Genomic DNA, 13,357 nt, shown 5'->3' with positions numbered 1-13,357 from the left:
GACTACTGGCGCGCGCCTGCATGCGACGTCGGCGGCGCGTGCGCCTTCTTCGGCCCGCCTTAGCGGCCATGACGCCGCAGTCGGGCTGCCTCTTTTCCGACTGGCCAAGGAGATGTCTCGTGGACGACTTCCCACCTGCGGAGCTCGCCGAACACCACTCAACCTTCTCTTCCGCAACCGCTGAACCCGCGTCGGTCGACACGCTGGCGTACCCGATCTCGCCCGAGTACGTGAAGTCATGGACCCCGGTGCGGGCGCTGTGCGAGCTGATCGCCAACGCCCTCGACGAGGACCCCGGCGCCCGCGTCGAGTGGGCCGACGGCGTACTGACCATCAGCGACGACGGCCCCGGCATCCCCGAAGAGGGACTCGTGCTGGGGTATTCGACGAAAACCGACGCCCAGATCGGCCAGTTCGGTGAAGGCAAGAAACTCGCCTGCCTGGTCCTGGCCCGCAGCCCCGAGGTCGGTCAGCTGCGATACGACACCGTCGGCTACGGGTTCACCCCCGTCGTCGAACGCCGCCGGCTGCTCAACGGCATCGTCCCGTCACGATCCGCCGACGGCACCGAAGTCCTCGTCTACCGCCTGCACCGCAGCGACCGCACCCGCGGCACCGTCGTCACCGTCGCCTGCTCCGAGGACCTTGCGGACCAGGCCATCGGCCGGTTCCGGGCACTGAGTGAGCCCGGCTACCAGCCGCCGCAGGGCAACCGCACGTGCGTACTCACCGGCCAGACCGGCCGGATCTGGATCGGCGGCGTCCTGGTCACCACCATGCTCGGCTTGCTGGCCTCCTACGACCTGCCCTTGGACGCCAAGGGCCTGCAGAACCGCGACCGCACCGTCATCGAAGCCGGCGCCCTACGCGACGCGGTCCGCGCCATCCTGGCCGACAGCGAAGACCAGCAGATCATCGACCGGTTCGCCCAGCACGTCCTGAACGGCGGCAAGCTGCGGGAGCCGGAGCAATACTTCACCGACATCCGCCTGCCCCGGGCCCGGGCCGCGTGGCGGACCTGGGCGCGGACCCACCTGCCCGCCCTGTGCTTCTACACCACCTCGGGCAACGAGGAAGCCAAACTCGACCTGGCCGACAAGGGCTACACCGAACTTGCCGCCACAGGCCTGCCCCACGAGCAGCTGTGGGCGTTCATGGACCGCCTCGGCGTCGAAATCGCCCGGACCCGCCGCGTCCACCACTACGAACGCACCCGAGACAAGACAACCTGGTTCCCCTACGGCAGCTCACCACCGCCGAACGCGACGTGCTGACCGAGACCCGGCAGCTCGTGCGCCGGGCGATCGGCCCGTTCGCGCTGGACCGCGTCAGGGTGTACTCCGACAGCGAAGAAACACCGTGCTCCGACGGGTTCTACCACCCGGGCACCGGCGACGTCGCCATACACCGCACCGCCCTGAACAGCCGGCACCGGGCACGGCGCGTTCTGCTGCACGAGGCCGGGCATCGCGTGGCCCACCGCGGCGGCGGCCGATGGCTGCCCATCGGTGACTATCACGACCGCAGCCGCGGCTTCGAGCAAGTCCTCGACGACTTCTCCGCGGTGCTGCTGGACTACCTCGCGGCCGGTGCCGCTCTTCCCGAACTGCCCGACGAGCCGCTTCCCGCACCCCGCGCGCCGCGCCTGGCCGCAGCCGACGATCCGGCGGTACCGGCCGTCCGCCGCGAACTGGCCCACCTGCTTCTCGACCAACTGCCCCACGCCCTGACCGCCGGTGGCTTCACCGGCGAGAAAGACCTGGTCGCCTCCACCGGAGTCCACCCGGACTACTGGCGCACGCTGACGAACCCGAAAGTCACCGGACACCGTCAACAACGCGGCGGCCGGGCCTGGGACTACGACAAAGTCGCCCTGCTAGCACAAGCCGCCGGTATCCATCCGCCGGTCGTCTGGCTCGGCTACCACCTCTGCGAAGGACCGATCTACGGCCGCGCACGCCGCCGCGGAATCCCAGATCTGCCCGACGTCCTCGGCCACCTCGCTGACGACAGCGCGCCTGATCCCAACAGCGCCCCCGCTAGACAGCACCAGCAGCCGCACTCCGCCGCGACCCAGCGCGCCGGCTGGACCAAGAAGATGCGCGACGCCACGCTGCGCGCCTGCGCCGACCTGCAGTCGATCGGCGGTGCCTACGCCGAGCAGATCCCCGCCCTGCACGCGCTGATCGACGGACGGACAACCGCGGTCATCGGTGACGACCGCTGGCACGCCCCCGCTCGGACGCTGCTGGCGCTGGAACGCCAGCGACTGCTGTCCGAGGCCGAACCGGCGTAGCAGTGCCTGGCCCGCCTCGCCCTGCACCAGCACGCGACTCTCGGCGGTCTGCGAACGCCGAGAGCCGCGAGTGCATCGCCTTCAGCTCGGTCCTGGACCGACTAACAGCTTGGAGCAACGGCATGCTGATCAGGCTGGAATGCGTCCAAGCAGAAGGCGCTCAGACAGCCGGCGGCGTGTCGGGTGCGGACGACCGCGCGGGAAGGGACTAGGCACGGTCCCGCCCGCGCGCGCCGTCGTCAAGCCACCGGCCAACCGTCGCGACCAGCGTGGCGTCGGGGTCAACGGCTGCACCGACGCGGTCAGCCTGTCGCGCCGGGGCTGGACACCGTCACCACGCCGGGCGGGCCGGCTCGTGCCGTCCCTGCCGGCTGCCACCGCAACACCTCGGTCGCCGGGACCGTACTGACGACGGAGGCCGTCGATGTCCATGCTCGATAACAACGCCCGCTATGTAGGGGCCGGTCAGGAGATTCCCCTCGATCTCGTCCTGCCGGGGCGCCGACGTGCCCCGGCAGGGATCAATCACAGCGTCTGCTCGGCGCGGTGGACGGCATGACGGCGCTGAGCGTGGCGACGTTGACGCTCGACGGCGGTCCTCAGGAGGTAGTCGTCCAGGTGAGCGCGCTGACCGGCGGCCGCGGTCTGAGCGCGGTCAATCCGGCGGGCTTCTCGAATTTTGAGCTGCGCGACCGTGTGTACGCAGGTATCACCAACAGCGGCCTGAGCTGGCCGGACCGCAACATCATCGTCTCCTTCGTTCCGCTGGGGCTGTACCCGGTGCATCCCAGCACCGACCTGACGGTCGCTGCGGCGGTTCTCGCCGCCGCCGGTCACCTTCCGTTCACCGCGCTGAGCGACACGATGTTCTTCGGCGAAATCGGTCTCGACGGAGCAGTACGCCCAGTCCCTGACACGCTCGCCCTGGTCGCCGCAGCCGCAGAGCGCGAATTCCACACGGTCGTGGTACCTGCGGCCAACGCCCCACAGGCGATGCTGGTGCCCGGCGTGCGCGTGATCGGCGTCAACAGCCTGTCCGAACTGCTGACCTGGACCACCACCGGCACCGACCCGGTTCCACCCGGCCCGGGGCCAGACCGTGCGGTGGGCACTGATGGTCAGGCCGAGCCGGACCTGCCGCCGCTCCCGGCGTGGATGCAACCAGCACGGTTCGCCCTCGAGGTCGCCGCAGCCGGACGACATCACCTCGGGGTCACCGCCGCACCGCAGCTCCCAGTGACGTTGATCGGCCAGTACCTGCGTTCGTTCCTGCCCGACCTCGACGACCGTCAGGCCGTGGAGGTCAGCGCGCTGTACGCCGCCGCCGGTCACCCGGTCGACGCGCTAATCCGGCGCCCGCCGTTGCAGGCTTCAGGACCCCAGACGTCGATGACCAGCATGATCGGCGGACACCGGCCGGGCTTGGCCAGTTTGGCGCACCGTGGCATCCTGCTGCTGCACGACGCCCCTGACGTCGCACCAGAGGTCCTGCACGCCCTGCGTCAGCCGCTCGACCGCCGCATCGTGCAGCTCGCCCGCCCACAAGGCACCACCACCTTTGCTGCCGACGTCCAGCTGATCGTCACGTCCAAGCCGTGTCCCTGCTCGACGCCCCACAGCACGAGCAGCGGGTGCAGCGCGCCGGCACGCCGCCGGTACCGAGATCGGCTACGGGCAATCTCTGACCGCCTGGACATTGCCGTCACCATCGAGGCGACCGCCGGCGACGCCGGCACCGGTGAGTCAACCGCCACGCTCACGGCGCGGGTTGTTGCGGCCCGGGCAGCCGCCGCCGCGCGGTGGGCGCCGGAGGGCTTCTCCACCAATGCGGAAGTCACGAAAGACGTCTTGAGGCGACCTTCGTTCCGTATCCCCGCGCCGGCCACGGAGCCGCTGCGGCGGCTGCTCGATGCCGGCCAGCTGAGCGTGCATGCCTACGGCCGGGTGCTGCGGCTCGCGTGGACAGTCAGTGACCTGCGCGGTGCCGGCCGCCCCGACCGGGATGCCGTCGACACCGCCATTGAGCTCTACAACCCACGGCGACACACCAGCTGAGCCCTCGGTCTTCTCGGCCCTGGTGAAGCCCACCACTCCACTTCGCGACTTGCCAAGCAGGGCGCTCATCCATGCGGTGGACGCCCTGCTCGATGCTCAGGAGCAACGCATGCCCCTCAAAGACCTCGTCCGCGCAGCGCTTGCACGGCGGCGCGGCAAAGACCGGCCGGAGAGCTCGGTTAGCGCTGGGCTATCCGTCTGGGCTGATCTGACCCGGCTGGATGAACTCGTGGCTGGCGCCACCGAGGATCTACCGACTCTGTTCATGCTGATCAACCCTGCCGGTCATGACTTCGGCACGGACGTCGCCGCCTTCATCGACCACTGCTGCGAACAGCAGGTCCTGCTGCTCGCAGCACCGGTCACCGCAGTCGGTATCGAGGCGACCGTCAGTGGTGATTACCGCGACGGCGGCTTCTTGGTCATGGTCACCATCGCTGACCAGATCACCCTGGCCTCCGGTCAGCTGGTTCCGGAGGCGTTCCGTGACGCCGACAATCTGCCACGCCAGGTCCTCGCTGTGGTCGTCGACGTCGCCGACCACGCGTATCGCGAGTTTCTGCGCACCGCGGCCGAACTCGCCGGGCGCACATCATGACCGTCCGCCCAGATATGCGCCGTGCCTGGCCCCGCCCAGGACCTGCTGCCACCGACGCACCGCCGCGTCGCGACGACCACGGTTCCATTACTGTCGGCGCAGGCCGCCATGACTGAACATCCGTGCCACCGCCACCGTCCGGGGCAGCACACCAAGGCCTGCATGAGCGGCTCATGCGGATTCTGCGACGCCGACCTGAACACCACCGCTTCCGGTGAATGCCGCAGCTGCCTGCGGATCGTCTGCGAAATCTGCGACGCAGGCTACGACGCTGACCTCGGGCCGATCTGCCGGCCCTGCCACGACGCCGACAACGCGACATCTGGCGCCTCGCCGTCGGGTAGCCCCCACGAGCAGCGGCGACGCTGCGTGTTCGAGCTCGACCTGTCCTGCGGCCACGTCGTCACCTACGCCGTGACCGGCTGGTACCCGGTGCGCGTGTCGTGCTGCGACCGGCTCGGCGGCACCGTCGTGCACGGCCAGTACGTCGCCTTCGCGTCAGACGTCGACTTCGTCCGCCTGGTATCAGAACGCTACATCGACTGTCCGGCAGATACCGCACATCGCCCGAACCGCGTGCTGCGTCGGCGCTCGCGGACCGACACCCCGTCGAAACCGTCGTATCCGGGCGACCGCGCGAGCACCGGTCGATACCCGGCCCGCGTCGGCGCTATCTGGATTCTCGGCGAATCAGCGTTGCGCCCGTCCTGAGGTAGCGGCATTCGAGAACAAGCCGCACATCAGCGACGGTACGCATGGCGTTACCCCGAGCTGGCGCAGTTCCCGGCAAAACGAACACAGGGCTCGGGTTGATCACCGAATCCTTGGCGGTTCACGATTCCCGGTCCGGTCACCGGCGGGGGCGGCGGTGCTGGCCGGGGCACGGTGGCCGACCCGGCACCGGGCGCAAGGCGGTCTGAGGACATCTTGGCCTTCGGCCAGAGATCTCCTCGTCCTGGCCGCCTTGCCGCTCCGGCCGGCCGGGCACGGCCCCGGCACCGCGGGCCAGCACACGCTCGCCCGGCCGGCTACGGCCTGCCGCGGGCGTGCCCGCCGGCCGTCACCGTTGGCGGTGGCGGCCTTGCACGGAAGGCCCGTACTCATGGCTCAGCCGACGCTAGCTGTGGCACCGAATCGCCACATCGGCATGAACACTCTGATCACCACGCTGCGCGATCAGCACAGCCGGTCGGTCGACGTCATTGCCGGCGCCGCAACACTGCACGCGGACAACGGCAAGCTGATCATTCCGCGCACCGCGCCGCTGCTCACCTCGACGGGTGTGGATCTCGCCACGGGCACCTTCACGCTCTCCGACGTGGCCCTGGGCGGCGTCGGCACAAAGCTCTCCATCCCTGTCGACTACCTGCGCCGGATGGGCCGCGAGAACATCCCGGCGCTGGACTTCAACATCAACACCTGGCTGGAGCGCGACGACCGCCGGTTCCTGGTGCGATGCCTGCGGCGGAGCATCGGCAGCGGTGAGGGCACCGCCCGGGCGTTCCTGTCCGACAAGTATCTGCGCATCGACAACCTCGACGTGCTGATGGCCGCGATCAAGGGCATCGAGAAGGCCGGCGTGGCGGTGAACATCGCGTCCTGCGACCTGACCGACCGGCGCATGTACGTGCGTTTCGTGTCGCCTGAGGTGCAGGTCATGGCGCCGGAGTTGCTGCGCAACTATCGCAGCCCGTTCGACGGGCGCCGCGGCAGTGACCTGCCGGTCATCTCCGGTGGGTTCCTGCTGAAGAACTCCGAGACCGGCTACGGCCGGTACTCCCTCGCCCCGTGGCTGCGTATCGAGGTGTGCCGTAACGGTCAGACTGTTGAACGAGGGGACGTCGGACGGCGCCACCTCGGTGCCCGCATCACCGACGACGACGGCATCGTCGACCCCTCGGCCGAGACGATGGGCAAGCTGCTAGAACTCATCACCGCGCAGACGGTCGACACGATCCGCGCCTACCTCAACGTCGACTTCGTCGCCCGCGCGGTGGCCGACCTGGAACACGCCGCCGGAGTCACGGTCCGCCGACCGGAAGTCACCATCAAGATCGTCTCCCAGCAGTTGCACTACACCAAGGACCAGCAGGACGCGATCCTCGCGCACTTCATCGCCGGGGCCGACCTGAGCGCCGGCGGCATCATGCAGGCCGTCACCTCCGTGGCCCGCAGCATCCACGACGCCGACGCGGCCTACCGGATGGAAACCACGGCCTCCAAGGCACTGCGTCTGGCCGCCGCCGCAGCCTGAGGTAGCTGTCCGTCACTGCTTTCACCGCTGGCCATTGCAGGGCGCCCGCCGATTCGGTGGGCGCCCTGTCGTGCGTTCTGGAGGTAGTTCATGCCAGTTCAACGGCACCGCGTGCGCCCGCGGTCCACCGCCACGCCGAGCCCGTCCGGTAGCGATGCTCACAGCGCAGGTCTCACCGTCGACGGGCGAGCGCCGCGGTTCGCGTGCGGCACCTGCGGCAGCCCGCTCGACCGCTACGCCGAGCTGCCCTCCGGCGTCGTGACCTACCAGCATCCGATCTGGAAGGACGCCGACCACCCGCCCGTACCGGTGACCGCCGACACCGTCGCGGCCACCTATGTCTGTGACTTCTGCACCGATCCCAAAATCCTGTTCGTCTACGCGACGACCCGGCGGGTTCTCATCCATGTCGAGACGGCGCAGGGCTCGGTCGTGCGGGACTACGGCATTCGCTGGTCGGCATGCGTCGAGTGCGCTGCCTTGGTCGAAGCCCGCAACCTGTCCGGTCTGCTGGACCGGGTCCTGGCGCGCGGCATGAGCTTCGCCGCCGAAGTAAGGGCGCACCTGGCCGACATGCTGCGACAGGTCCTCACCCTCCTGCGGCCTGGCCGGGCCTTGACCGCCGATGGGCGATGGGACGCTCTCCCGCTGGTCGCGACGACCTTGCCGAAGGTCCGCGACCGGCTGGCCGCTCTGCTCGCCGGTGATGTCGGGTTGCCCTTCGGGCTCGGCCACGAGGCGGTGCGCGCGTCGCTGGCGGCCAGCTTGGCGATCACCCGGCTGTACTGGATCGACGAGGAGTTCACCGTCCTGACCCGCAGCGCCGCCCAGGTTCTGCCGCGGATGGGGTTCTCGCCGGGTGACTTGCCGGCCGCCCACGGCTTCGTCGCGTGGACGCAGCCGGTCGACCGGCGCCGGCGCTGCGTGGCCGCGTCGTGGAGCAGCCACGGCGACACGGTACAGCTCGTGGGCTACCGCAGCATCGGTGACGGCCTCCCGCCCGTGCCGTTGCAGCAGCTACGCGGGGAGGTCGGCTGGCTTGTCCCCACGTTCGCGGTCACGCTGCGCCCCGGACAGCCCGTCACCGCCACCCATCCGGCTGCCCCGCTACTGACCACGTGGCGGCTCATCCGCCAGCGCCTCGCCGAGACAACGCCCGTCAAGGTCGACACGTCGGTTCGCAGGGCGTACCGGCGCGCGCGGCGGCCGGAACCCGAGGTGGCGTTGGTGCGGATCCGCGGTACCCGGACACGCTCGGCGCCCGCGCAGCACACAGGCACCGGCGGCGAGTCCGAGCGTGATTTCCGCTGGTGGGTGACGCCGCACTGGCGGTATCAGCCGTACGGGCCACGCCGGGCGCTGCGGGATTGGATCGTCGTGCGGCCGCACCTGCGGGGCCCGGAAGACAAGCCGATCAGGGCCACCACCACCGTGCGGGTGCTCGGCGCGCTACCGCCGCGGCCCGACGCCCCTGCCGGCCGGCGGTAACCGGTTCACGAAGGCGCGCGCCGTGTCGCTGTCCGACGGCACCACACCCGCATGCCGCCCGGCCGGACATCCCGCCGACGCCGGGACGGCCGCGTACCCGACCCCTGCTTGGTGAAGGAATTCTGATCATGACCGAACACTTCTCGGACACCACCATCAACAACCCTCAAGACCTGCTGGGTGCCGTGCCGTACCTGCTGGGCTATCACCCGGGCGACGAGATCGTGGCGGTGTACCTCGCCGCGGACCGGCGTGTCTTAGGGGTGGCTGCGGAACCGTTGCGGTTCTCGGCTGAGGCTCTCAGCGAGCACCTGATGCTGCAGGCACCGGCCGGGCCGTGCGCCGAGGTCGCCCTCATCGGCTACGGCCCACCCCCGATACGACCCGTGTTGGCCACGATCGGCCGGATCCTCGATCTGTTCTGGCCGCTGCACACCCTGCTGTGGGTCACCGGATCGCGGTGCGTGTGTCTGCTCGACAGCTGTACGTGCCAGGCCAGCCGCGGTATGGACATCGACCCGGCCACCAGTGCGGTCGCCACGCAGCTGACCTACGCCGGCATGGTGGCCTTACCGTCGCGGCAGGATCTGGACACTCTGGTCGCCCCCGACCTGGTATCGCAGGCAGAGACGGAGGCCGCGGTGGCGGCCCTGGCGCCGGATGCCGCCGTCCCCGGGTTGCACGACGACGTTCTGACCACCGCCAGACGGGGGCAGCGCCTCACCGCTGGGCAGCTGGCGCCGCTGGCGCTCGCCCTGGCCCACCGCGACATCCTCGAGACGGCGTGGGGCGGCGTGTGCGCGTGCATGTGGCAACGCGATCTGTGGCTGGATGTGACCCGCCGCGTCCCGGACCGCTACGCCTGCGGCCCGGCCACGCTGGCCGCCTGGTGCGCGTGGCGGCGCGGCGAACACGCGCTGGCCACCGTGGCCTGCAGGCGCGCTGTCCGCGAAGGACCGGGAAGCCGGTTGACCCGGCTGGTGGCCAGCGTGGTACGGACCCATGTGCCCGCTCACCGGCTACGCCACCCCGCCGCGCACTGACGTTTGGCGTCGCGCAACGCGCACATCGCCCAGGCCGCTTTCCGTCACCGCCGGCACCAACCCGAACGGCTGCCTGACCTTCAAGGGGCCGGTTGTCTCGTCAGCGACGAACGCCGATCGGGTGCCGGCGGGGCTGGCCGCTGATCCTGGCCGCCCGCGCCGCGCCCCGCAAGCCCACCCCTACCAGCCATTCCTGCGTCGATGTGACCGCCGGGGTGGGCCCTTGCGGGTTCACGTCGATCGGCCGGCCCGGGGCGGATCAGGCCAGCACCGCTCGGGCGCCCGCCCGAGCGCAGCTCATCACTGCTCTATGTGGAGGTAATTCCATCGTGACTACCGTCATCAACGACACCACCACCGAGACTGCTGCGGACGACGACTTCGTCGCCAATGACGAGCCCGGCACCGAGCTGGTCGCGGCCGCGGCCGCGCTGATCGGCGAGGTCGTCGACGGGCCGCTGCACCTCAACACCGGATCGGACGGCCAGCAGCTGCCGTTCCGCGCCGGGCTGCTCGACGCCCGCCACGTGCACGAGCCGCAGGGCTTCAAGCGCACGCAGATGGGCGAGTTGGACGACCTGATCGCCTCCGTGCGGCTGTTCGGCGTCCGCGCCCCGCTGGTCGTGCGCTCCATCGGGTTCTTCCCGCCTGTCGACGCCGAGGGTAAGCCGATCGAGGACGCCGAACCCGTCGAGCACTTCGCCGTCGTCGACGGGCTGCGGCGCCGGATCGCGGCGATCGCGGCCGAACGCTTCGAGCTGCCGTGCTTCATCGCCGACACCGACGACGACATCCAGCTCATCCTGCAGATGCTGGAGGTCAACGACCACCACAAGGACCTGGAAGGTATCGAGCAGGCCGAGGCCTACCAGATGCTGCTCGACTTCGGTCTCAGCGACCAGCAGATCGCCGACGCCCGTCGCGTCGACGTCAGCCGGGTCCGCACCGCCATCAAGGCCCGCACGCTGCCGGCCACCGCGCAGCGCGCGCTCAACGCCGGCACCCTCACCCTCGACCAGGCGCTCGCGCTGGAGGAGTTCGCCGACGACCCGGACGCCCAGAGCAAGCTGCTGAACAAGCTGGGTGACCAGTACGACTTCAAGCACGAGCTGTCGCGGCTGCGTGACAAGCGCGCCTACGCCCGCAACCGCGACGTGGCCAAGGCGCACCTGGTCCTCGAGAGCGTCGACGTGACGCCCAAGCCGCGCGGCTTCGGCTACGACGGCACCGCGGTCCGCGCCGACCTGCTCCTGGACGCCGACGGCCGGCCGGTCGACATCGACGCGGTCAAGACCCAGCCCGGCTTCCACGCCTTCGTGGAGAAGGACGGCGGTCAAGCGAAGACGGTCGTGTACTGCGACGACCCGGCACAGCGCGGCTACACCCGCCGCAAGGAGATCCCGGCGGCGCACCGTGGCCTAAGCCCCGAACAGATCGCCGCCAAGGAACTCGCCGAGCAGCAGAAGAAGGAGCGCCTCGAGCGCCTCACGCTGGCCGCGACGGTGCGCCGCGAATTCATCGTCGAGAAGTTCGGCACCGCTAAGGGCGCCCGAGCGCTATTCGTCCAGGCCCTGCGGACGGCGGCCCTCGGCAAGACGATGAGCCGCTCTACCGACCTGGACGAGCTCTACCGGGCGCTCGGCGGCTCCGACAACGACACCCTGCACGGAGCCGGCGAGGACCGGCTGCGCCGCAGCCTGGTCGCCAAGTACATCTGCGCACAGGAGTACAACCTGAACGGCACCACCCAACCGGACCGGTACTGGGTCAACCAGGGGACCGCCGTCGCTTGGTACGACGAGCTGCGCCAGCGCGGGTACCCGCTGACCGACGACGAGCAGGAGCTCTACCAGGGGTGGACGGCCACAGCCGCCGACGACGAGGACGAGGACGAGGAGGACGACGGCGAGATCCAGGCTCTCGACGATGAGGAAGCCGAGGTTCCTGACACCGCGCCGGTCACCGACCTGAAGCCGATGCCCGACACCGGCGAGCAGGACGAGATCGTCGACGTCGTCGCGGCCGACGAGGCGGCGGCGGACGAGGCGGCGAGGATCGAGGACGCGGACGCCGTGGTGATCGAGGCGACGTTCGACCGCGACGAGGTGCGCGCCGACGACACCAGCGAGCCGCACGATCTCGACGAATTCTCCAACGCCGCCTGACCGGTCTGCCGCGCTGCATCTCTCGTCCGCACCGCGGGAGGTGCAGCGCGGCGCCGCCCGCAAGCATTGCCTGACCTCGGTCGGACGCACAGGTACCCGGGCCGGGACCGGGTGACTTCCCGCCGTCCGACCCCGCAGCTGGCCCGAGCCTGTGAACGCACCGAGCGGGCATCACGCCGTAGGGCCGCATCTGCCCGTAGTGCCTGGCGAGTTCTGTGCGCTATGGCCGACGGCTTCGGATCACCTCCGCTCTGACGACGAGAGTCGGTTCACTGCCGACCCGTCGACGTCTGCCTCCTGCGATGCCTGCACAGCGAGGGGTCGCATCGCGGTGATCCGCCCACCACCATCTGTCACTCGCCGTCTGGCACGTCCCCGATGACGTGCCAGGCGGTCTTTCTTTCATCGGAGTTGCGCCATGAACCCTTGGTTCACCCCGACGTCACCGCCGCCGACGGTCACCGTTGTCCGGCGTCCTCTCTCAGACAGCGAGCTGGACATCGTTCGCGCGCGGATCCACGAGGACGCCGCCGGCCCCTACGAGCTGGTCGACGCCGTGGTCACCGCGGTGTTCGACGCCCTGCTGACCGACCAAGGAGTCACGTACCGCGACCACCGCGACGACGCGCTGTTCGACCGCAACAACTACGCGATTCCGGTCACCCAGTGGACCGCGATCGTCACCACCGTCACCGATCGGGCCTACACGTGGGGCGCCGCGGCCTCGGCCGGGATGAACCTCGCCGCGCTGCTGCCGGCAAGCTACGACGACCCGGCCGTACCCACGCCGCTGCTCACACTCGTCGACACCCAGCCCCACCTGGTGCGTCTCGACATTAGCCGTGATGCGACCGCCACCGTCGCCGCCTGCCAGCAGCATCTGGTCGACCTCGCCGACGCGTATGGCACCGACAGCGACCTCTACCGCGTTGCCGCAGCCAGCTGGTCGCTGCAGCTGACCGCCCTGATCAGCGCGCCGCCCGGCGCCCACCGGGTGCTGCACCCCGACGGGCCGCTCTCGCTGTATGTCAGCACCGACGACGCCGGGCACTACGGCATCGTCTTCGACCCCCTCGCGCCGCACTGCACCGTCGAGGGCTGCCACGCCGTAGCGGCAGACGGCCAGTGGCAGCCGAGCCATCGCGACGCCACGGTGATCGATCACGAACACCAGCCCAGTCACCCGGCCGACGGCCCGCAGCCTGGTCGTTGGGAAGCCAGGCCCTAACCGCCCACGGGGGAACACACCCGCCGACCGTCGCCCGTGTCGAGTGAGGCGCACCAGCACCCGGCCAGCCGCCGTCGACCGACCGGTAGCGGCGGCACGCCCGCGGAGCGACGGCGGGTGAAGCACCGCGGGCGTGGGGGGGGGGGGGGGGGCGCGGGCCCCCCCCCCCCCCCCCCCGGCGCCGGGCGGCGGGCGGCCCCCCCCCCCCCGCCCCCCCCCACCCCCCCACC

10 protein-coding genes are annotated in these 13,357 nt (G+C 70.2%); all 10 read left to right on the top strand.

All coding sequences use genetic code 11. From position 1 onward, the window contains the following. The first annotated feature begins 119 nt into the window (after positions 1–119). Positions 120–1,274 carry an ATP-binding protein gene (locus ACGFJ7_RS35260; protein WP_392646184.1) on the top strand — a complete coding sequence of 385 codons (1,155 nt, stop codon included), beginning with the start codon at positions 120–122 and terminating at the stop codon, positions 1,272–1,274. Then, complete coding sequence (locus ACGFJ7_RS35255) at positions 1,268–2,296, top strand: hypothetical protein (RefSeq protein WP_392646182.1); 1,029 nt, start codon at positions 1,268–1,270, stop codon at positions 2,294–2,296. Before ACGFJ7_RS35260 ends, ACGFJ7_RS35255 begins: the two co-directional genes overlap by 7 nt. Before the next feature lie 555 nt (positions 2,297–2,851). Next, positions 2,852–4,351 carry an ATP-binding protein gene (locus ACGFJ7_RS35250; RefSeq protein WP_392646180.1) on the top strand — a complete coding sequence of 500 codons (1,500 nt, stop codon included), beginning with the start codon at positions 2,852–2,854 and terminating at the stop codon, positions 4,349–4,351. 76 nt (positions 4,352–4,427) lie between these two features. Continuing rightward, positions 4,428–4,949 carry a hypothetical protein gene (locus tag ACGFJ7_RS35245; protein ID WP_392646178.1) on the top strand — a complete coding sequence of 174 codons (522 nt, stop codon included), beginning with the start codon at positions 4,428–4,430 and terminating at the stop codon, positions 4,947–4,949. A gap of 108 nt (positions 4,950–5,057) precedes the next feature. Continuing rightward, on the top strand, positions 5,058–5,660 hold the full coding sequence (locus ACGFJ7_RS35240; RefSeq protein ID WP_392646176.1) for a hypothetical protein: 603 nt from the start codon (positions 5,058–5,060) through the stop codon (positions 5,658–5,660). 436 nt (positions 5,661–6,096) lie between these two features. Next, entirely contained in the window at positions 6,097–7,203 is a 1,107-nt protein-coding gene (locus ACGFJ7_RS35235) for a DUF932 domain-containing protein (RefSeq protein ID WP_392646175.1), read from the top strand. A 90-nt stretch (positions 7,204–7,293) separates the two neighbouring features. Continuing rightward, a complete protein-coding gene (locus ACGFJ7_RS35230; RefSeq protein ID WP_392646173.1) occupies positions 7,294–8,691 on the top strand; it encodes a hypothetical protein in 1,398 nt (465 codons plus the stop codon). Positions 8,692–8,819: 128 nt separating this feature from the next. Then, positions 8,820–9,734 carry a DUF4192 domain-containing protein gene (locus ACGFJ7_RS35225; protein WP_392646171.1) on the top strand — a complete coding sequence of 305 codons (915 nt, stop codon included), beginning with the start codon at positions 8,820–8,822 and terminating at the stop codon, positions 9,732–9,734. Positions 9,735–10,063: 329 nt separating this feature from the next. Beyond that, positions 10,064–11,899, top strand: a complete 1,836-nt coding sequence (locus ACGFJ7_RS35220) for a ParB/RepB/Spo0J family partition protein (RefSeq protein WP_392646170.1) — start codon at positions 10,064–10,066, stop codon at positions 11,897–11,899. Between the two features lie 418 nt (positions 11,900–12,317). Further along, positions 12,318–13,127: a hypothetical protein gene (locus tag ACGFJ7_RS35215; RefSeq protein WP_392646168.1), complete on the top strand. Its 810-nt coding sequence runs from the start codon at positions 12,318–12,320 to the stop codon at positions 13,125–13,127. Positions 13,128–13,357: the final 230 nt, after the last annotated feature.

Source organism: Actinoplanes sp. NPDC048988 (assembly GCF_043197815.1).
Lineage (GTDB): Bacteria > Actinomycetota > Actinomycetes > Mycobacteriales > Micromonosporaceae > Actinoplanes.
This window is presented reverse-complemented; position numbering and strand designations above follow the sequence as displayed.